This is a genomic window from Anaeromyxobacter paludicola, assembly GCF_023169965.1.
GTDB classification, from domain to species: domain Bacteria; phylum Myxococcota; class Myxococcia; order Myxococcales; family Anaeromyxobacteraceae; genus Anaeromyxobacter_B; species Anaeromyxobacter_B paludicola.
On sequence record NZ_AP025592.1, the window covers coordinates 1,510,704 to 1,530,791 of the forward strand.

The 20,088-nt window shown below is 75.3% G+C and carries 15 protein-coding genes; 4 read left to right on the forward strand and 11 right to left on the reverse strand.

Features of this window, described 5'->3' with window-relative positions:
- Positions 1-35: 35 nt before the first annotated feature.
- On the reverse strand, positions 36-944 hold the full coding sequence (locus tag AMPC_RS07105; protein WP_248345451.1) for an AAA family ATPase: 909 nt from the start codon (positions 942-944) through the stop codon (positions 36-38).
- A 92-nt stretch (positions 945-1,036) separates the two neighbouring features.
- Here AMPC_RS07105 and AMPC_RS07110 point away from each other — a divergent pair, with 92 nt between their 5' ends.
- A complete protein-coding gene (locus AMPC_RS07110; RefSeq protein ID WP_248345452.1) occupies positions 1,037-2,152 on the forward strand; it encodes a UTP--glucose-1-phosphate uridylyltransferase in 1,116 nt (371 codons plus the stop codon).
- Between the two features lie 58 nt (positions 2,153-2,210).
- Here AMPC_RS07110 and AMPC_RS07115 read toward each other — a convergent pair whose 3' ends face one another.
- Both AMPC_RS07115 and AMPC_RS07120 read right to left on the reverse strand, forming a co-directional pair.
- Positions 2,211-4,421, reverse strand: a complete 2,211-nt coding sequence (locus tag AMPC_RS07115; protein ID WP_248345453.1) for an amylo-alpha-1,6-glucosidase — start codon at positions 4,419-4,421, stop codon at positions 2,211-2,213.
- Between the two features lie 20 nt (positions 4,422-4,441).
- Positions 4,442-5,512 carry a glycosyltransferase family 4 protein gene (locus tag AMPC_RS07120; protein WP_248345454.1) on the reverse strand — a complete coding sequence of 357 codons (1,071 nt, stop codon included), beginning with the start codon at positions 5,510-5,512 and terminating at the stop codon, positions 4,442-4,444.
- 76 nt (positions 5,513-5,588) lie between these two features.
- On the opposite strand from AMPC_RS07120, the gene AMPC_RS07125 reads away from it, so the two are divergent.
- Together AMPC_RS07125 and AMPC_RS07130 are read left to right on the forward strand one after the other, a co-directional pair.
- Positions 5,589-6,707: a type IV pilus twitching motility protein PilT gene (locus tag AMPC_RS07125; RefSeq protein ID WP_248345455.1), complete on the forward strand. Its 1,119-nt coding sequence runs from the start codon at positions 5,589-5,591 to the stop codon at positions 6,705-6,707.
- Complete coding sequence (locus tag AMPC_RS07130) at positions 6,707-7,591, forward strand: PilZ domain-containing protein (RefSeq protein WP_248345456.1); 885 nt, start codon at positions 6,707-6,709, stop codon at positions 7,589-7,591. Before AMPC_RS07125 ends, AMPC_RS07130 begins: the two co-directional genes overlap by 1 nt.
- Positions 7,592-7,607: 16 nt before the next feature.
- Here the strand turns inward: AMPC_RS07130 and prfB are convergent.
- The 8 genes from prfB to AMPC_RS07170 all read right to left on the reverse strand — a co-directional run bounded on the left by prfB (position 7,608) and on the right by AMPC_RS07170 (position 18,959).
- A protein-coding gene (gene prfB, locus AMPC_RS07135; protein ID WP_248345457.1) for a peptide chain release factor 2 occupies positions 7,608-8,727 on the reverse strand; the annotation gives its coding sequence in 2 pieces (ribosomal slippage) (positions 7,608-8,657 and positions 8,659-8,727; 1,119 coding nt in all).
- Positions 8,728-8,775: 48 nt separating this feature from the next.
- The gene (locus AMPC_RS07140) at positions 8,776-9,915 is read right to left on the reverse strand and encodes an esterase/lipase family protein (protein WP_248345458.1); all 1,140 of its coding nucleotides are present in this window, start codon (positions 9,913-9,915) and stop codon (positions 8,776-8,778) included.
- A 39-nt stretch (positions 9,916-9,954) separates the two neighbouring features.
- Positions 9,955-11,634 carry an apolipoprotein N-acyltransferase gene (lnt, locus tag AMPC_RS07145; protein WP_248345459.1) on the reverse strand — a complete coding sequence of 560 codons (1,680 nt, stop codon included), beginning with the start codon at positions 11,632-11,634 and terminating at the stop codon, positions 9,955-9,957.
- Positions 11,631-12,206 (reverse strand): rRNA maturation RNase YbeY, encoded by a 576-nt coding sequence (gene ybeY, locus AMPC_RS20575; RefSeq protein ID WP_248345460.1) that lies wholly within the window; start codon positions 12,204-12,206, stop codon positions 11,631-11,633. Before ybeY ends, lnt begins: the two co-directional genes overlap by 4 nt.
- Positions 12,206-14,524, reverse strand: a complete 2,319-nt coding sequence (locus AMPC_RS07155) for an HD family phosphohydrolase (RefSeq protein WP_248345461.1) — start codon at positions 14,522-14,524, stop codon at positions 12,206-12,208. The genes ybeY and AMPC_RS07155 overlap by 1 nt, the downstream gene beginning before the upstream one ends.
- Before the next feature lie 68 nt (positions 14,525-14,592).
- On the reverse strand, positions 14,593-15,624 hold the full coding sequence (locus tag AMPC_RS07160) for a PhoH family protein (RefSeq protein ID WP_248345462.1): 1,032 nt from the start codon (positions 15,622-15,624) through the stop codon (positions 14,593-14,595).
- Between the two features lie 20 nt (positions 15,625-15,644).
- Positions 15,645-16,862, reverse strand: a complete 1,218-nt coding sequence (locus AMPC_RS07165; RefSeq protein ID WP_248345463.1) for a DUF4388 domain-containing protein — start codon at positions 16,860-16,862, stop codon at positions 15,645-15,647.
- Positions 16,863-16,865: 3 nt separating this feature from the next.
- Positions 16,866-18,959: a tetratricopeptide repeat protein gene (locus AMPC_RS07170; RefSeq protein WP_248345464.1), complete on the reverse strand. Its 2,094-nt coding sequence runs from the start codon at positions 18,957-18,959 to the stop codon at positions 16,866-16,868.
- Positions 18,960-19,130: 171 nt separating this feature from the next.
- Here AMPC_RS07170 and mazG point away from each other — a divergent pair, with 171 nt between their 5' ends.
- A complete protein-coding gene (mazG, locus tag AMPC_RS07175) occupies positions 19,131-19,940 on the forward strand; it encodes a nucleoside triphosphate pyrophosphohydrolase (RefSeq protein ID WP_248345465.1) in 810 nt (269 codons plus the stop codon).
- Positions 19,941-20,088 lie beyond the last annotated feature (148 nt).

The following is a 20,088-nucleotide window of genomic DNA, read 5'->3' on the forward strand; positions in this document are numbered from 1 at the left end:
GCGCCCCCACGACCGTCGTGGTGGCGCGCCGCCGGTCAGCCCTCGACGATCTGCCGCAGCTCTCCGCGCACGCGCTCGGCGTCGGTCTCGTGCTTGAGGAGCAGCGAGAGCGTCTCGCCCGCGACGGCCGGGTCGAGCGCCTCGGCCCCGAGCAGGACCAGCCCGCGCACCCAGTCGAGCGTCTCGGCGATCGAGGGCGGCTTGCGCAGGTCGAGCCGGCGCACCCGGGCCACCGCGGCGACCACCTGCCGCGCCAGCGCCTCCCGGGCCTCGGGGGCCCGCGCCCGGAGGATGGCGAGCTCGCGCTCGAGCGTGGGGTAGTCGATGTGCAGGTGGAGGCAGCGCCGGCGCAAGGCGTCGGAGAGGTCGCGGGCCGCGTTCGAGGTGAGCACCACCCGCGGCGGGTGGCGCGCGCGGAAGGTGCCGAGCTCCGGGACGGTCACCGCCCCCTCGGCGAGCACCTCCAGGAGGAAGGCCTCGAACTCCGGATCGGCCTTGTCCACCTCGTCCACGAGGAGGAGCGCCGGGGCCTCGCTCGTCACCGCCTGCAGGATGGGGCGCGGCACGAGGAAGCGCTCGCTGAAGAAGACGTTGCCCTCGGCCGCGAGCCGGTCGGCCGCCTCGGAGAGGCTCGCCGCCCCGCCGAGCGCGTCGCCGATCCGGTCGCGCAGGAGCTGGGTGTAGAGGAGCTGCTTCGCGTACTCCCACTCGTAGAGGGCCTTGGCCTCGTCGAGCCCCTCGTAGCACTGCAGCCGGAGGAAGCGGCGCCCGGCCGCGGCGGCGAAGGCGCGGGCGAGCTCGGTCTTGCCCACGCCCGCCGGCCCCTCCACCAGCAGCGGCTTGTCGAGCCCCTCCGCGAGGAAGACGGCGGTGGCGATCTCGCGCGAGGCGAGGTACCCCGCCGCCTCGAGCCCCTGGCGCGCGCTCTCCACGGTCGCGATCACCCTGCGTTCATAGCGGAGCAGGCGCTCGGCCGCCAGCGTCGCGGCGGGGCCGGGCGTTGCCTCCCGAACGGCGCCCGGCCAGCTTTTCTCGCATGGAAGCCTGCGAGATCCAGCCTTCCGGCGCGTGGGGCGCCGGCGAGCCCGAGCCGTTCGCGGCGCTCGCCGAGCTGGTGCGCCGGGCGCGCGCCGAGCCCCCCTCGCCGGGCGCCCTCGGCCCCGAGCCGCTCCGGCCCGGGGACCTGGCCGCGCTGCCGGGGTCCGGCTCGCCCGAGGAGGCGCGCGTCCGGCGGATGGGAGAGGCCGCGATCGCCCGCGGCGAGGTCGGCTGCGTCGTCGTCGCCGGCGGCGCCGGCACCCGCTTCGGCGGCTGTGTGAAGGCCCTCGTCCCGGTGCTGGGCGGCCGGACCTTCCTCGATCTGAAGCTGGAGGACGCGCGGCGGGCGGCGCGACGGGCGGGCGGCCGCGTCCCCGTGGCGGTGATGACCTCGCCCCTCACCCACGCCGCCATCGCGGCGCACCTCGCGCGGCGCGGCGCGCACGGGGAGGTCGTGCTCTTCACGCAGCGCATGCTCCCCCGGGTCACGCCGGAGGGCGAGGTCGTCCGGGACGCCGGCGGGGCGCCCTCGCTCGCGCCGGCCGGCCACGGCGACTTCTTCAGGGCCCTCCGGGAGAGCGGCGCGGGCGAGGCGCTGCGGCGGCGAGGGGTGCGCCACCTCTGCTTCAGCAACGTGGACAACCTCGCCGCCACGGTGGACGCGCGGGTGGTGGGGGTGCACCTGTCGCTCGGGCGAGCCATGACGGTGGAGGTGACGCGGCGCCGCTCGCCGTGCGGCGGGCTCGACGCGGGCGCGGCGCCGGTCCGGGCCGGCGGGCGGCTGCTCCTCCTGGAGAAGGTCGATCCGACCGCCCACCCGCTCATCTCGACCAACAACCTCCTCTTCGAGCTGGCGCCGCTGCTCGACGAGCCGTTCACGCTCCCGTGGCGGGCGGTCGAGAAGACGGTGGGCGGGCGGCGCGTGCTCCAGCTCGAGCAGGTCACCGCCGAGGTGACCACCCTCGCCCGCCCCGACGGCCGGCCGGTGCTCCCGGTCGCCTTCGTCGAGGTGCCGCGAGACGACCCGGGCGCGAGCCGGTTCGAGCCGGTGAAGGCGCGAGAGGACCTGGCCCGCGTCGCCGCGCGGCTGCGGCGCCGCTTCCCGGCGGAGTGAGCGCCCGGCCGCGGCGCTCGGCGCGTGAAGGGACTCCCCGCGGTCGCTCCACCGGCGCTCAGCGCAGCAGGTCGATCCGGACGTGCAGCGGTCCACCGGTGACGTTGGTCACCGCGACGAAGGTCCCGCCGCCGCTCCGGGTGAAGCGCAGGTCGGCCCGCGCCCGCCCCACGCGCAGCCCCTGGAGCGTGAGCTCGTCGAGCCACTCCGGGAGCCGCGGCGAGGAGATGTGGAGCGCGTGCCGGGGGGCGTCGGGGAAGACGCCGAGGGCGCCGCGCAGGAGCAGGAAGAAGGCCCCGCTCGCCCAGGCCTGCGGCGAGCACGCCACCGGGTAGTGGACCGGGAACGCCTGCCCCGCCCGGTCGAGGCCGCAGAAGAGCTCGGGGAGGCGCAGGTGGCGGAAGTGCTGCGCCGCCTCCCAGAGCCCGTCGAGCACCCGCACCGCCTCGGCGGTCCGCCCGAAGCAGGCGAGGCCGAAGGCCGCCATCGAGTTGTCGTGCGGCCAGATGGTGCCGTTGTGGTAGCTGAGCGGGTTGTAGGCGCGCTGGTCGCGCGCCAGGGTCCGGATGCCCCACCCGCTCCACATCCCTTCCGAGAGCAGCGAGGCCGCCACCTGGTCCGCCCGCTCCCGGGAGAGCGCGCGGGAGAAGAGGAGGTGGCCGGGGTTGCTCGTGATCGCGTCCACCTGCCGCCCGTCGCGGTCGAGCGCGATGGCGTAGGTCCCCCGGGACGGCATCCAGAACCGCTCCTCGATGCGCTGCGCCAGCCGGCGCGAGCGGGCGGCGAGCCGGGTCGCCTCGTCCACGTTCCCCCGGCGCCGGTACAGGCGGGCCATGCGGCGCAGCGCGTCCACCGCGTAGCCCTGGACCTCCACGAGCGAGATGGGCGGCTCCGCCGGCGTGCCGGCGGCGAAGGGGACGCCGTCGGAGCTGTCCTTCCAGCCCTGGTTGCGCAGGCCGCGCGGCGTGCGCCGCTCGTAGGCGATGAAGCCGCCGCCCGCCTCGAGCTGCCGCTCGATCCAGCCCACCGCCGCCTCGGCCGCGGGGAGGAGCGCGTCCACGGTGGCGCGGTCGCCCGTCCAGAGCTCGTACTCGGTGAGGAGCACGAGGAAGAGCGGGGTCGCGTCCACGGAGCCGTAGTACGGCGTGTGCGGCACCTCCCCGGCGCGCGCCATCTCGCCGAACCGGATCTCGTGGGGGATCTTGCCCGGCTCCTCGTCGCGCGACGGATCGTCCCGGGTCCCCTGCAGCCGGGCCAGGAACTGCAGCGCGTGGCAGGCCACCTGCGGCGTCGCGAGCAGGGCCTGGAAGCCGGTGATGAGCGCGTCGCGGCCGAACGGGCAGGTGTACCAGGGGATCCCGGCCGAGATGACCGGCTGGCCGAAGTGGAACACCTTCAGCGCCTTCAGGTCCGCCACCCCCTGCGCGAGCGCCAGGTCGAAGAGGTCGTTCGAGGAGCGGAACCGGGTGCAGCTCTCGGCCCATCGGCCGTAGTCCTCCCGCGAGGCGCGGGCCAGCTCCGGGTACGGGCGCGGCGGGCGCGGCGGTGCCCCGCCCTGCCCGGCCAGCACGGCGAAGGTGACCTCCCGGTGCTCGCCCGGCTCGAGGTGGAAGGTGACGCGCGCCCCCGCGCCGTCGAGCCGCTCCAGGGCCACCGGCCCCTCGTCGCGGGCGCCCTCGACGTGGACCTCGGTCAGGTAGGCCCGGCGGTCGGTGCCTTCGTAACGCAGCCGCACCACGCCGGGGGCCGTCACCTCCGGGGCCTCGAAGGTCCCCCGCCGCAGCCGGCGCGCGCCGCGGATCTCGAACACGTCGGCGAAGTCGGCGGCCCAGGCGAGCTCGATCCAGTAGTCGATGGGCCGCCCGAGGAAGTTCGTGAGGACGAACCGGTCCACGAAGGCCTCGTCGATGAGCTGGTCGCGGCGCAGGTGGACGTAGTTGACCGGCTCGGCCCCGAGGAGATCGCCCTGGTGCAGGCTGGTCACGGTGAAGTCCACCTGGGCGACGTAGTCGGTGGAGACCTGGGTGGAGAGGCAGAGCGGCGGTCCGCCCTGCACCGTGAGCCGCCACCCGGAGAGGTGGCGGGTGTCGGTGAGGAAGAGCCCGAGATCGCGCACGCCGAAGGGCGAGAGGTCGCCGAGCCGGTTCGCGACGAGGAAGAGGTTGCCCCGCTTCAGCACCAGCTTCTCGACCCCGGTGGCCTCGGGCCGCGCCGAGGGGTCGGTGTAGCCGAGGAGCTCCGCCGGTTCGGTGCGCGCTGGCTCGCCCATGGTCCTCGCCTCCGGCGGCGTCAGATCGCCTCGGTGGTCCCGGCGGCGGCGCCGGCCACCCCGGCCCGCGCCGCCGCCCGGGCGCTCGCGTACACGGCGAGGTAGTCCCTGATCATCCGGTCCGAGGAGAACCGCTCCAGGGCCCGCCGGCGGCAGGCCGCCCGGTCGAAGCGCTCGAGGCGGGCCAGGGCGCGGGCCATCTCCTCGACCCCGTCCACCAGGTAGCCGGTCACGCCGTCGTCCACCAGCTCGGGCGCGGCGCCGCGCGGGTAGGCCAGCACCGGGCAGCCGGCCAGCATCGCCTCCACCAGGAAGAGGCCGAACGGCTCCTCCCACCGGAGCGGCGCCAGCAGCGCCCGCGCGCCGGCGAAGGCGCGCCGCTTCGCCGCCAGATCCGCCGGGCCGATCCAGCGCACGCCCGGCCGCGCCAGCGCGGGGCGCAGCACCTCCTCCTCCCAGCCGGGCGGGTTGTCCGCGCCGTGGGGCTTGCCGGCGACGATCAGCTCGAGCCCGGCCCGGCCGGCGGCCTCGACCGCCAGCTCCGGCCCCTTGCACCAGGCCAGCCGCCCGAGGAAGAAGGCGAAGGGGCGGCCACCCGCCGGCTCGAGGGCGATCGGGCGGTAGAGCGACGGGTCGAGCCCGTGGTGGACGACGTCGCAGGCGAGCCCCGTCTCGAGCTCGGCCTGCCGGCGGGAGATGGCGACGTAGCGGACGGACGGGCGCCAGCCGTAGTAGCGGGAGAGCCGCTCCTCCCGGACGTGGTGGAGCGTGTAGACGAGCGGGGCCCCGAGCTGCTCGGCGAAGGCCAGGAGCGCGGGGCTGTGGGCGTGCACGAGGTCGAAGTCCCCGGCCGCGATCTCGCGGGCGGCGTGGGCGCAGTGGAGGAGCTCGGCGTGGGGGTCTGGCGGCCAGACCGGCCGCTCGAAGGCGTAGCGGACGTCGGGGCCGCGCGAGTCCCCCGTGGCGAACAGGGTGACCTCGTGGCCCGCCCGCGACAGCCCGCGCGCCAGCTCGCCCACGACCAGTTCGGTCCCGCCATAGGTCCTCGGGGGCACGGGGACGAAGGGCGTCGAGACGAGGGCGATCCGCACCCTCGAAAGCTAGGGACCGGCACGCGAAGATGCCGTTGGCCGAGCGAAGGCCCGCCGCGCTAGACTCGTGGTCGCCATGGACGGACAGACGCAAGGGCCCCTGAGCCAGGAGACGTTCCACTCGTTCCTGCAGCTGGCCGTGAAGCGGCAGGCGAGCGACGTCCACTTCGAGGTCGGCTACCCGCCCACCTACCGCGTGTTCGGCGATCTGCTGAGCGCCAAGTACCCGCCGCTCACCGAGGCGGACACCGAGGCGATCGCCGGCTACCTCCTGTCCGCGCCGGGGGCCGGGTTCACGCCGCTCGACTTTCGCGAGGTGGATCGCAGCTACGCCATCCCGGGGGTCTCGCGCTTCCGCGCCAGCATCTTCAAGCAGCGCGGCAGCTGGGGCGCCATCCTGCGCACCATCCCCTTCTCCATCCCCGACTTCTCCACGCTCAACCTGCCCCAGGTGGTCCGGACCATCGCCGACGCACGCCGCGGGCTGGTGCTCGTCACCGGCGCCACCGGCAACGGCAAGTCCACCACCATCGCCGCGATCATCCACCACATCATCCAGCAGGAGCGGCTCCACGTCGTCACCGTGGAGGACCCGATCGAGTTCGTCTTCAGCTCGGCGAAGGGGCTCGTCATCCAGCGCGAGGTGGGCACCGACACCGCGAGCTACGCCGACGCGCTCAAGGCGGCGCTCCGGCAGGACCCCGACCTCATCATGGTCGGCGAGCTGCGGGATCGGGAGTCGGTGGACATCTGCCTCAAGGCGGCCGAGACGGGGCACCTCGTCATCAGCTCCCTCCACACCCCGGACGTCCCGCGCGCCGTCGGCCGCGTGGTGGGGCTCTTCCCGGCGGAGGAGCAGGAGACGGTCCGGGCCCGGCTCGCCGAGAACCTGCAGGCGGTGCTGGCGCTCAGGCTCCTCGTCCGCTCCGACGCGAACGGGCTCATCCCCGCCGTGGAGGCCCTGCTCGCGACCAGCACCGTCCGCGAGGCCATCCGGAGCGGCGCCAAGATGGAGGAGCTGCGCCACTACATGGAGACCGCCGGGGCGGACCTCGGCATGCACTCCTTCGACCAGTACCTGTACAAGCTCCACGAGGCGAAGCGGATCTCGCTCGACACCGCGCTCTCCAACGCCACCGTCCGGGCCGACCTCGAGCGCCGCCTCCTCATCGAGGCCGGGGGCCGCGGAGCCTGATGGCCGGCGCCTCCTCCAGCCTGCGGGTGCTCGCGGTCGGCGCCGATCCGGAGCTGGCGGCCGCGCTGCACCTGCACCTGGCGCGGGCGGGCCACGCGGTCTACGCCGTGCCCGCCCCGGCGGAGCTCGACCTGTTCCTCCGGGCGGCGGCGCCGCACCTCGTCGTGCTCATGCTGCCGGCGTCGCCCGACGCGGCCTGGGGCGGCGCCCTCACCACCGCCGCCAGCGCGGCCCGGGTGGGCGTGCGGGTGGTCCTGGTGGCGCCGTCGCGCGAGGTGGTCGAGCCGCTCGCGGCGGTCGCCGGCGCGGAGCGGGCCTACGCCCGCGCGGACCTGCTGGCGCGCCCGCTGGCGCTCCTGGACGGCGGCGCCGCGCGCCCGGCGCCGCGCTTCCCCGCCCCGGCGGCGCCTGCCCACGCCGCGCCCTGGCCCGCGGAGGCGCTCGCCCTCGAGGAGCCGGACGCGCCGCCGCCCGAGCGCCCCGCGCCCCGGCGCGCCGTGGACCTCTCGGCGCTGATCGAGGAGGAGCTGCTCGGGGAGGCCCCGCGCCCCCGGGTCACGCGCGTCGAGGTGAACGTGAGCCTGGTGTCGGACCACAACTTCTTCGTGGGGACGACGCGCCGGGTCGACTCGGGTGGGGTCTTCATCGCCACCCAGCTCCCGCCGCCGGTGGGCACCCGGCTCCAGGTCCGGCTCGGGCTCGCCGACGGGCGCAAGCTCGACCTCGAGGGCGAGGTCGCCTTCGTGCGCGAGAAGGGGGCGACCACCGGCCGCCAGCCCTCCGGCTGCGGGGTGCGCCTCGAGGGGCTCCCGGGGTGGGCGGTCGAGGCGATCGACCGCTTCACGCTGGCGCGGCAGCCGATCCTGGTCGGCGCGGACCGCTGAGGCGGCCCGCCGGCCGCTACTCGTCCACGCTCCGGTCGGTGCGGCGCACGCCGAGCAGGTACGGGTAGACGAACTGGTCGAGGTCGCCGTCGAGGACGTCCTCCACCTTGCCGGTCTCGATCCCGCTCCGCAGGTCCTTCACCAGCCGGTACGGCGCGAGGACGTAGCTGCGGATCTGCGAGCCGAAGTTGATGTCCTTCTTCTGCGCCTCGACCGCGTCGAGGGCCGCCTGCCGCTTCTTCTCCTCGTGCTCGTAGAGCCGCGAGCGGAGGATCTTCCAGGCCATGGAGCGGTTCTTCTGCTGGCTGCGCTCGTTCTGCATCGCCACCACGATGCCGGTGGGCAGGTGGGTGATGCGGACGGCGGAGTCGGTCTTGTTCACCTTCTGGCCGCCGGCGCCGGAGGACCGGTAGGTGTCGATGCGGACGTCGGCCTCCTTGATGTCGATGACGATGTCGTCCTCGATCTCGGGGGTCACGTCCACGGCCGCGAAGCTGGTCTGGCGGCGCGCCGCCTGGTCGAAGGGGCTGATGCGCACCAGCCGGTGCACGCCCTTCTCGGCCTTGAGGAAGCCGTAGGCGTGGTCGCCGCGGGCGATGAACGAGGCGGAGGAGATGCCGGCCTCCTCGCCCGCGACCAGATCGGCCGGCTCGACCTCCCAGCCCTTCCGCTCGCAGTAACGCGTGTACATCCGGTAGAGCATCGCGGCCCAGTCCATGGCCTCGATGCCCCCGGCGCCGCTCTTCACCTCGACGATGGCCCCGGCCCGGTCGTGCGGCCCGGAGAGCATCTTCTCGAACTCCAGCGACTCGACCTGCCTCACCATCGCCCCGGCCGCCCCGGCCGCCTCGGCGCGGGTGGCCTCGTCGTCGGCCTCCTCGGCGAGATCGTGGAGGGCGCGGGCGTCGTCGAGCCCGCGGGCCACCCGGTCGAAGGCCCCGACCGCGGCCTCGAGCTGCGCCTTCTCCTTGAGGAGCGCCTGCGCCTTGGCGTTGTCGGACCAGAGCGCCGGGTCCTCGGCGAGCCGGGTCAGCTCGGCGGCGCGCGACCGCTTGCGCTCGACGTCAAAGGGACCCCCGGAGCCCGTCGAGACGGCTCGTGAGGTCCTGGAGGAGCTCGGTGGTGGGTGCGGCCATGGCGACCTCCATACCCTCCGCCGGGTCGCGTGGCAAGGCGCCGGCGCGCTACCGCGGCGCCCGGGCGGCCCGCGCGGCGAAGCGGGCCACCTCGCGCCAGATCGCCTCGAACTGCGGCCGATCGAAGCCGGTCCCGGAGGCCACCCAGTCGAAGTGCGGGGGCACGTGGGTGGGCCGGTGGAAGTGGCCGATGACGTCGTGGTGGTCGGCCCAGACCGCTCCCACCATCTCCCCCCAGACCTGCGACAGGGTCGGCACGATGCCGTCGTTGGCGCGGGAGTCGGGGATCCGGCCGAAGGCCTGGCGCAGCATGGCGGCGTGGGCGCGGTCGAGCCTCGGCCCCCGGCCCGGCGCGCCCCGCGAGGCGAGCCGGTACAGCGCGACGTAGAGCGCGTGGGTCGCCTGGGCGTAGCCGTCGAGCCCGGCCTTCATCGCCGAGCGCAGCCCGGGCTTCCGGCCGCGGGTCACCACGCAGCCGTAGGCCACCCCCGGCCGGTCCTCGGTCGAGGCGTTGAAGAGGTCCATCCCGGCGGGCGTGATCTGGGCGACGAGGTCCTGGTCCTGGCCCACGTTCCGGAAGAACTCCTCGATGGCCTCCCGGCGGTCGAGCGAGAAGTCGGCGAGGAGCTGCATCACGAGCTGGTCGATGACGCCCGACGGCCGCGCGCCGCGCCCGCGCAGGAGCGCCGCGAACTTGAGCGCCACGCGCAGCGGGAGCCGGCCGGCGCGCAGGCTGTAGATGGTGCTGAGCGAGAGCAGGTGGAGCAGCTGCTGGCCGAGGAGGCTGTTGAAGAGGTGCGCCAGCGGGGTGCCGTAGTGCGGGGTCGAGACGGTGACCACGGCCCGCACCGCGCGCGCGCACCGCTCCACGTCGGCCGGGGTGGGCAGCGACACCTGGGGCGTCACCACCAGGCGCGCGTCGAGGCCGCCGCTCGAGTGGCCGACGAGGGTCACGTCCCCGTCGGCGAGGTCGAGCACCTCGTCGATGGTCTCGGCCACCAGCGCGGCCCGCTTGCGCAGCGACGCGGTCGGCACGGTGCGGACCACCCGCAGCTCGCCGGTGAGCCCGGCGCGGGGGCCGATCTCGGCGAGGTAGTCCCGGACGTGGGCGAAGTAGGCGAAGTCGCCGAGGTTCGCGAAGCCGAAGAAGCCGGGGACGAGCAGGACGTGGTGCGGGCGGGACGGCACGGGGGGAGTCTACCGCCACGGACCGCGGCCGGAGGAAAGTTACGGGCCCGGCGCGCGCGCCGGGTGGGGCGCGGCGCTCCGCTCGCGCCGCCGCATCGCGAGCGTGGCGAGCCCGGCCAGGGTGAAGGCGACGCAGGCGTAGGCGAACACGTCGCCGGTCCGCGTGTAGAGGGTCTCGCCGGACATGCGCGGCACCTCCCCCACGAGCAGCCTCGCGGGCTCCTCGGGATCGGGCGCGAGGTCGGGGTCCACCGGGCCGAGGTCGATGGCGCCGGGGGCGAGCTCGCCGGTGGGGAGCACGAGCGCGCTCACGCCGGCGTAGGCGGGGCGCGCCACGGCGCGCATGGTCTCGATGGCGCGCAGGCGGACGATGGCGAGGAACTGGTAGGGGCCGGAGGAGTAGCCGTACCAGGCGTCGTTGGTCGGGTTCACGAGCAGGTCGGGCCGCTGCCGCGCGAGGGCGACGCTCACCTCCGGGAAGATGGCGTCGAAGCAGATCATCGGCGCGATCCGCACCTCGCCCTCGGCGCCCCGGTACGACAGCGTCCGGAGCTGCGCGCCGGGGACCTGCGGCACCATGGGCGGCACCACCTGGCGGATGAACGGCAGGTACTCCTGGAGCGGCACGTACTCGCCGAAGGGGACGAGGTGGTGCTTCTGGTAACGGCCGAGCACCTTCAGGTCGGGGCCGGCGAGGAAGACGCTGTTGCCGCCGACGAGCTCGCGGCGGCCGTCCTCCTTCACCACCGTGCCGCTCGTCACCGCGCCGAGCAGGAGGTGGGCGTGCGTCAGCCTCGGGAACCGGAGCGTCGGGAGCTCGAACGTCCCGAGCTCGGGCGAGACGAGCCACGGGAAGCTCGCCTCGGGCCAGGCGACGAGGTCGGCCCCGCGGCGGTCGGCCTCGGCGGTGAGCGGCAGGAACCGTCCGAGGATGAAGCTCCCGTGCTGCCGCATCTCGTTCTTCACCGACTGGTTCACGTTCCCCTGCACCAGGCCGACCTTGAGCTTCGGGGCGGCGGCCGCGGCGGCGCGGACCTGGCGGAGGTGGACGGCGCCCCAGCCGAGCGAGAGCGCCACGGCGGCGGCGCCGGCGCCGGCGACGCGCCAGGGCACCGGGCGGCGCGCCAGCCGAGCCTCCAGCAGCGCGTGGACGACGCCGTTCACGAGGACCAGGAGCGCGGCGACGAGGTACACGCCGCCGAGGGCGGCGAGCTGCGAGGGCAGCGGGTGGCGCGCCTGCAGGTACCCGAGGTTGGCCCAGGGGAAGCCGGTGAAGAGGTAGTTGCGCGAGAGCTCGGCGGCGACCCAGACCGGCGGCAGCACCGCCCAGAGCGGCCACCGCAGCCGGGCGCCGATGGCGCGGGCCAGGGCGAAGGCGAGCGCCCAGTGGAACGCCATGTAGAGGACGAGCAGCGACAGGCCGGCGAGCGCGGTCGGGAGCGGCACGCCGCCGAAGGACGTCATCGCGTGGTTGACCCACCAGATGGCGGCGTAGAAGTAGGCGAGGCCGGCGGCGAGGCCGAGCGCGAAGGCGCTCTTCCAGCCGGGGGCGCGCTGCAGGGCGAAGAGCGCGGGGACGAGCCCCACCCAGGCGAGCCACTCGAGGTGGCCGGCGGGATCGAGCTCGTGGAGCGAGACGAAGGGGATCGCGAGCGGCAGCGCGAGCGCGAGGAGGAGGCCCGAGGCGACGCAGAGCGCGAGGGAGCGGGGCCAGCTCATCGGCGGGGGCTCCGGGCGCGCCGGGAGGCCGCGGATCGCCCCTCTCCGGCCCTCCCCGCCGGGCGGGGAGGGGGTGCCGCCGGGGACCGCTGGGAGCTGGGGGGCGCCGCGGAGCGCGCGGGCTGGCGCGAGGCCGCGCCGGCCGCGGCCACCATCCCCTCCCCCCGCAGCAGCGCCTCCTCCGCCTCGGCCATCCGGGCCGCGTCGCGGGGGCGCTCGTGGTCGTGGCCGAGCAGGTGCAGGATCCCGTGCGCCAGGTAGCGGTCGAGCTCCGCGCCGAGCGGCCGCCCGTCCTGGGCGGCGCGCCGCTCGGCGGTGTCGAGCGAGACCACCACGTCGCCGAGCCAGGGCCCGGCGCCGGCGGGCTCGGTGAGCGGGAAGCTGAGGACGTCGGTCGGCCGGTCCTTCCCGCGCCACTCGCGGTTGAGCCGGCGGATGGCGGCGTCGGAGCAGACCAGGATCGAGAGCTCGGCGCCGTCGCGGCCGAGGGCGCCGAGGAAGCGGCGCGCCTTCCGTGCGAGCCGCCGCGCCGCGGCGTCGCCGCGGCGGTGATCGTTGCGAACGCGGACCATCAGGGCTGGACCTTGCCGGACACGAGCGAGAGCTGCGCGGGCTCGCGGCCGCTCTTGCCCGGGTACTCCGGGCGGCTGTGGTAGACCGCCTCCAGCCCGCGGACCATGGCGGCCGCGATGAGGGAGAGGTCCTTCAGGGTGAGGCTGCACTCGTCGAGCTGCCCGTCGCCGAAGATCTCGTCGATCCGCTTCTTCACGAGCCCGCGCAGCGCCTCGGGCGTGGGCTCGGCGAGGGCGCGGGCGGAGGCCTCGCAGGCGTCGGCGATCATCACCAGCGCGGCCTCACGGGTCTGCGGGCGCGGCCCGCCGTAGCGGAAGAGGCTCTCCTCCTCCCAGCCGGCGCGGGCGCCGTCGGGCTTGCCCGCCTCCTCGCGCGCCAGCCCCTGCTGCCGGACCCAGAAGTAGGTGATGAGCCGCGTCCCGTGGTGCTGCGGGATGACGTCGGCCACCACCCTCGGCAGCTTGTACTGGCGCACCAGCTCGAGCCCGTCGGTCACGTGGCGCTTCAGGATGAGGGCGCTCATGGTCGGCGCGAGCCCCACGTGCTTGTTCTCGCTGCGCTGGTTCTCGGCGAAGTAGAGCGGGTTCCTTATCTTCCCGAGGTCGTGGTAGTAGGCGCAGACCCTCGCCAGGAGGGGGTTGGCGCCGATGGCCTGCGCCGCCGACTCCACGAGCGCGCCCATCACCACCGAGTGGTGGTAGGTCCCCGGCGCCTGCACGATGAGCTCCTTCAGCGCGGGGTGGTTGAGGTTGGCGAGCTCGAGCAGCCGGGCGTCGGTGACGTAGCCGAAGACCGACTCGAGCGCCGGCGCGAGCACCAGCACCACCGCCGGGAGCACCAGCGTGCCGCCGAGCAGGGCCGCCCCGGCGGCCGGGGCCGCCTCGGCGAGGGTGCGGCCCGCCAGCAGCCGGAAGCCGACCGCGAGCAGCGCGCCGACGAGCCCGACCGCGAGCCCGGCCCGCAGGAGCGCGCCCCGCCGCGCCACCTGCGGCGCGAGGATGCAGGCGGCGAGGGCGCCGAGGAGCGTCTTCACCTCGAAGTAGAGCGAGTTGCCGGCCCCGAGCCCGGCCACGGCCGCCGCCGCGACCGCGAAGAGCAGCGCCGCCTCGGCCGGGAGCACCGCGCGCACCAGGAGCACGCCCGCCGCCACCGGCACGAGCTCGTAGAGGGTGGTCACCGCCACGCCGCTGAAGCGGTCGTGCAGCGCCTCGGCGAGCGCGAAGCCGCCGCTCGTGAGCGCCACCGTCCCGGCGAGCAGGGTGGCGAGCAGCAGGGCGTCCTTGCCGCCGGGGCGGAACCCGGGCAGCGCCGCCCGGCCGAACGCCCAGAGCAGGAGCGCCACGAGCGCGGTCACGGCGGCGCCGCCGGCCCGGCCGCGGAGCAGGTCGAGCTGCCGGGTCTGGGCGCGGATGCCGTCGAGCAGGACGAGGTGCCGCGGCTCGATCCGCTCCCCCTCCCCCAGGATCCGCTCGCCGCGCTTCACCGAGACGATGACCGGCTTCACGCGCGCGGCGGCGTCGCGCTGGCGCGCCACCGTCTCGGCGTGGTCGTAGGCGAGCGTGGGGCGGACCGAGTCGGCCGCGAGGCGCAGGAGCGCGGCCCGCACCTCCGCCGGCTCCTGGCGCGGCAGCGCGGCGCCGGCCCGCTCCACGTCGGCCCGGGCCTGCGAGAGGTCGCGGACCAGCCCGAGGTCCGAGATGACGTGCTCGCCCTCGGAGACGCCGCCCCGGAGCGAGCGGACCACGATCCCCTGCTCCCGCCCGGCGACGGCCCGCTCGCCGTCGGCGAGCACCATGCCGGAGAGCCCGCGGGCGACGAGCCCCACCGCCTCGCGCTCGAGCGGCTCGGCGAAGCGCGCGCTCCAGAGGGTCTGGAAGTCGGCCTCGCGCACCGGCGCGCCGAGGCGCGCCTCGAAGAGGCTGCGGGCCGCCGCGAGCGCGATGGCGCCGGGGCGGCCGGGGGACTCGGCCATGGCGGCGCGCATGAGCCGGAAGGCGGCGCGCACCCGGGCCGCGCTCGACTCGAGCGCCCCCTCGTCGAGGTCGAAGACCGCCCGCGAGTCCTCGGCCGCCTCGGCGCGCAGCCGGGCGGTCGCCTCCGGGTCCTGGAGGTCGTAGTCGCGGGTCGCCCGCACGGTGGCGGTGGCGAGGCTGCCGAGGGCGTCGTGCCCGGGGAGGCGCGAGAGGCCGGTCCCCGGCGTGAGGAACCAGCCGGCCGCGGCCGCCACCAGCACGAGCAGGAGCGCCCGCCAGGCGCGACCGGTCCAGTCGGCGCCGGCGGGGCGCTTGCCGTCCTCTGCCGGCGGGGGGCTGCTCACGGGATCCTCCTCGGGGGCGCAGGGTTGCACCCGCGACCGCGAAAGGCAACGGGGAAGGGGCGCCGCGCTCAGGGCTGCGCCGCGGACGGCCCGGCGGCCCCGCGGGGCGGCTCGGCCGGCCTGCGCCGCTCCGCCTCGAACGCGTCGTAGGCCTTCACCACCTCCTGCACCAGCGGGTGGCGGACCACGTCCACCTCGGTGAAGGTGCAGAAGCCGATCCCCTCGACCCCCTTGAGCACCCGCTGCACCTCCAGCAGGCCGCTCGCCCGGCCGGTCGGCAGGTCCACCTGGGTCACGTCCCCGGTGATGACCGCCTTCGACCCGTAGCCGAGCCGGGTCAGGAACATCTTCATCTGCTCGCTGGTGGTGTTCTGGGCCTCGTCGAGGATGATGAAGGAGTCGTTGAGCGTGCGGCCGCGCATGAAGGCGAGCGGCGCCACCTCGACCGTCCCGCGCTCGATGAAGGCCGACGCCTTCTCGTAGTCCACCATGTCGAAGAGGGCGTCGTAGAGCGGGCGCAGGTAGGGGTTCACCTTCTCGGCGATGTCGCCCGGCAGGAACCCGAGCTTCTCGCCCGCCTCCACCGCCGGCCGGCAGAGCACGATCCGCTTCACCCGGCGCTCGACCAGCGCCGAGACCGCCATCGCCATGGCGAGGTAGGTCTTGCCGGTGCCGGCCGGGCCGATGCCGAAGACGATGTCGTCGTCCCGGATGGCCTGGATGTAGCGCTTCTGCCCCACGCCCTTGGGCGTGATGATCCGGTGGCGCGCCGACACGTAGACCGTGTCGCCGAAGATCTCCTTCAGCGGGACGTTCTGGCCGGCGAGCTTGGTCGCCTGGTCCACGTCCTCGAGGTAGAGCGGGTAGCCGCCCGCGGCGAGCTCGTAGAGCTCGTTGAGGAGCCGCTCCGCGGTGGCGACCTTCTCGACGTCCTGGCCGGCGACGACGAGCTGCCCGCCGCGGGAGCCGACCTGGACCCCGAGCCGCTTCTCGATGAGCTTGAGGTTCTCGTTGTGCGCGCCGCACAGCACGCGCACCTTGTCGTTGTCTGGAAACTCGATGCGGCGGGTCTCGAGGGACGGCGCGGCGCTCGAACTCAAAGTGTGGGACCTCCGGTCAGCTACTCGGCGGGCGGGAGGAGGACGTAACCGCCCTCCCCCTTCCGGCGGTAATAGTAATCCTCCGACCAGGGGTACTTCAGGTCCGCCGGGGTGGCCAGCCCGGTCTCGACCAGCGCCGAGAGCCCCGGCGGGTACTCGCCCTTCTCCAGCCGGTAGATCTCGAGGGCGCCGCGCAGCCGCGCCAGCTCCGCCCGCGACACGAAGCGGTGGGCGCCGTTGTCGCGCAGGACGCGCCCGGCGCCGGGATCGGCGAAGGAGAGCCCGCGGTCGTTCGCCTGGAACGCCAGGAAGGCGAGCACCGCCGCGATCGCGCCGGTGGCGAGGACGCGGGCCACGCCCTCCTTGATCCGCTCGCGCCAGTCGCGGGTGTAGGCGCCCACGCTGGCCGCGGCCGAGCGGCGCGGCGGGGGGATCGCCCCGAGGAGCCCCTGGTTCACGAGGTTGAGGAGCGCCTTGCAGGTCTCGAACTCGCCGAGCCGGGAGAGGTCGATGATCTTCTCGACCGGGCGCCCGGGGGTGGCGAGGGCGTAGACGCGCCGGTCGTTGCGGGTGAGCGCGTCCTCGCCCGAGGCGTCGTCGCCGCCCGCGCCGCCGCCGTCGAAGGCGTCGAAGGCCGCGTCCACGTCGTCGCCCGGCTGCGCCGGCGCGCCCGGGCCCGGGGGCGGCGGCTCCGGGGCGAGCTCGCGCAGCCGCTCGAAGGTCATCGCCGTCGAGGTGATCTTCTTGCGGACGAGGGGCCACTCGTCCACCTGGCGGAAGCCCTCCATCAGCACCGACTCGGCGCGGATGGGGCTCATGGTCTCGGGGTCGTACTCGACCTCGCCGGGCTCGAAGGCGTAGGTGCCGCTGCGCCAGTGGAAGAGCTTGAAGACCGTCTCCGTGGTCTGGAGCGAGGTCATCTGGCGCAGCTCGTCCTTCTGGACCGCGCCCATCTCCACCAGGATGTCGCCGAGCCGGCGGAGGCTGCGCTTCTGCTGCTCGAGCGCCGTCCGCAGCTGCTGGCGGCTGATGATCTCGGCGCGGACGAGGAGGTTGCCGAGCCGCTCCTTGGCCTTGCGCCCGGCGTACTCGGCCGAGACCACGTTCCCGTCGGACATGACGATGTGGATCTCGTCGTCCTTCGAGGAGAGGTGCAGCACGCCGCTCTTGGCCTGCTGGCCGATGAGCTGGAGGATCTCGGCGATCCCGAAGTCCTTGAGGGTGCCCTTGAGCGCCATGGGTCAGCGCCTCCCCTTCCGGAAGGCGTCGCGCACGGCGACGAGGTGGACCGCCGCCGCGAGCGGCAGCGAGAGCGCGAGCTTGAGCCCCGGCGCGTAGGCCGAGGGGACCTGGGCGGGCAGCACGCCGCGCCAGCTCCAGGCGGCGAAGGCGAGCGCGGCGAAGAGGACGAGGTAGGCCGACCCGCGCACGGCGCGCCCGGCCCAGACGTGCCCCGCCCCGCCGCCGAGGACGGCCAGCGCGCGCGCCGTCCAGGCGCTCACGCGGGCGTGGCGCTTCACCTGCGCCTCCTTGCGGAGCCGGTCGCGCACCTCCACCACGCCCTTCTGCACGAAGACGTTGACGCACTGGCCGCAGAGCGCGCCCTGGAGGTGGTCGCAGCGCCGGCAGGCGGGCCGGCCGCACTTCTCGCAGGTGTGGCTCGGCGAGAGCCAGCGCCCCGCGAGCGCGAGCGCCCAGAGCAGCGCGAGCAGCGCCCCCGGCGCCCAGGGCCAGAGCTCGCCCGGGATCCAGCGCGCCAGCCTGGCCCGGACCGCCTCGCGGACCGCGGGCTGCGCGCCGGCGTCGGCGAGGGCATCGAGCTCGCCCGGGGGCACGGGCACGTCCACGAGGTAGCGGTTGGCCCGGAAGTCGTCGTCCGAGCCGTAGCGGTCGAGCAGCTCGTGATCCTCGAGCACGGCGCGCTTGCGCGCCTCCTGCGCCTGCTCCAGCGCCGACTGGCGAAGGTAGATCTTGGAGAGGCCGTAGTGGGCCGCCGCGAGCGTGGTCACCTCGGCGGGCGCGCGATCCGCCGCCGAGAGGTAGGCCGCCTTGGCGGCGTCGAGGTCGCCCTCGAGGAACGAGACGTTGCCGAGGTTCACGAGCACCGCGCCCGAGCGCGGGTCGGCCGCGGCGGCCTTCTCGTACCAGGCGCGGGCCCGGTCGAGCGCCCCGCGCCGCTTCTCCCAGCGGCCGAGCGCCGCCAGCGCCGGCGCGGGCAGCGACTCCGCCTCCGCCCGCGCGGCGAGCCGCGCCGCGGTCTCCTCGGCCCCGCCGGCGCGCTCGAGCTCCCAGACCTGCTCGCCGAGGGTCCCGCTGAACGCCGTCGCCCGGGCCGAGAGCGCCGACAGCCCGGGGAGCGCGATCACCACGGCGAGGGCGGCGGTCGCGAGGAGCCGCTCGGCGAGCGAGAGGTAGAGGAAGGCCGCGAGGGCGAAGGCCGCGAGCACCGCGAGCGGCCCGAGCCGGAAGACCACCGGCAGCGAGAGCAGCACCACGGCGAGGAAGCCGGCCTGGACCGAGGTGCCTCCCCGGACGACCGGGAGGTGGTGGAAGTCGTGCAGGAACAGCCGCAGCGTCCGGGCGAAGAGCACCACCACGAGCAGCGCCGCCGCGGCCAGGAGGCCGGCGAGCGCGGCACCGAGCAGGTCGGCCAGCAGGGCCCGCCGCGCGTGCGGCTCGCGCAGCGCCGCCCCCGCGGCCTCGCGGAGCGCGTCCAGCGCGGCCAGGGGACGCCCCGGCTCCCGCGCCAGCCGGGCGTGGGCGAGCGCGAGCCAGCCGTCGGGCAGGTCGGGGGCGAGCTGGACCGCGAGCTCGGCGTGCGAGACCGCGTCGGCGGGGGCGCGGGCGTCGAGCGCGCGCTCGGCGTCGCGCGCCTCGGCGGCCGCCTCGGGCACGAGGTTCTCGATCCCGAGCTCGCGCATGCCGGAGAGGATCGCCTTCTGGGCCGAGAGCGCCGTCGGGAGGTCCTGCTCGCGCAGCGCGCGGCGGCGCTCCTGCCACCGCGCGGCGAGGTCGGCGCGGGTGGCCCGGACCGGCTCGATGGCGCGGGTCGCGCTCGGGTCGGGCCTGGGCGGGGCGGCGGCCGGCGCAGCCGGCGCGGCGGCGGCTGGGGCCGTCTGGGAGGCCGCGGGCGCGCCCACCTGCGGGGCGGCGGCGGCCGGCGCCGAGGTGCCCGCCGCGGCGCGAGGCGCGGAGGGCGTGGCCGGGAGGGCCGGGGCGGCGCGCTCGCGCGCCCGCTCGGGGGCGGCCCGGTCCTCCGGAGCGGCCGCCTGCGACGGCGGCTGGGGCTCCTCCTCCTGCTGCAGGTCGTCGGTGACGAGCGAGGGCGCCGCCACCTGGGCGAGCGCGGGCGCCGTCCACAGGCCGGCGGCGAGCAGGAGGAGGCCGGCGCAACGGCGCGATGCGACGCGCGTCGTTCGCCGGGGCGACGGGGCGGGTGTTCTGGGCGACCCTCTCAAGCGAGTTCGGATGCTAGCACGGGCCCGTTTGGGCTAGAAAACTCCGGCATGAGCCGATCGACGGAAGCGATGGAGAGGCTGCTCGGGATCATGTCGCGCCTGCGCGGCCCGGGCGGCTGCCCCTGGGACCGCGAGCAGACGATGGACTCGCTGCGGCCGTACGTGCTCGAGGAGACCTACGAGGTGCTCGAGGCGATGCAGTCGGGCGATCCCCGGGCGCACTGCGAGGAGCTCGGAGACCTCCTCCTCCAGATCGTCTTCCAGGCCGAGCTGGCGAGCGAGCAGCGGCAGTTCGACTTCGCCGACGTGGCGGAGGCGATCTCGCAGAAGCTCGTCTACCGCCACCCGCACGTGTTCGGCGGGGCCGAGGTGAAGGACTCGGCGGCGGTGCTGCAGCAGTGGGCGGCGCTGAAGCGGAAGGAGAAGCAGGCCAGGGGCGGCGGGAAGAGCGTCCTCGAGGGCGTGCCGCGCGAGCTGCCGTCGCTCGCGCGCGCCGAGCGGCTCACCGAGAAGGCGAGCCGCATCGGCTTCGACTGGCCGGAGGTGGCCGGGGCGCGAGCCAAGGTGGACGAGGAGCTCGCCGAGCTCGACGAGGCCCTCGCGGGCGACGACCGGCGCCGCGTCGAGGAGGAGCTCGGGGACGTGCTGTTCGCGCTCGCCAACGTGGCCCGCAAGCTCTCGATCCCGCCGGAGGAGGCCCTGCGCGGGGCCGTGGACCGCTTCGTCGCCCGTTTCCAGTACATCGAGGAGGAGCTGGAGCGGCGCGGCATCCCTCACGCGGGGGCCTCTCTCGAAGAGATGGAGGCGCTCTGGCAGGAGGCCAAGCGGAAGTTTTCCCAAGAGGGGAAGGGGAGCTAGCCGACTCCCGCCAAGCGGCCGCCCCCGTCAAGACCGAAGTTTGTGGATAACTGGTGGAGAAACTCGGCGTGGCCTGCGCGACACCCTGTCGTTTCCTCCACGTCACGGCTTTGCAAGCGCGGTTCCTACCCATGAAGCTGCTGGAATA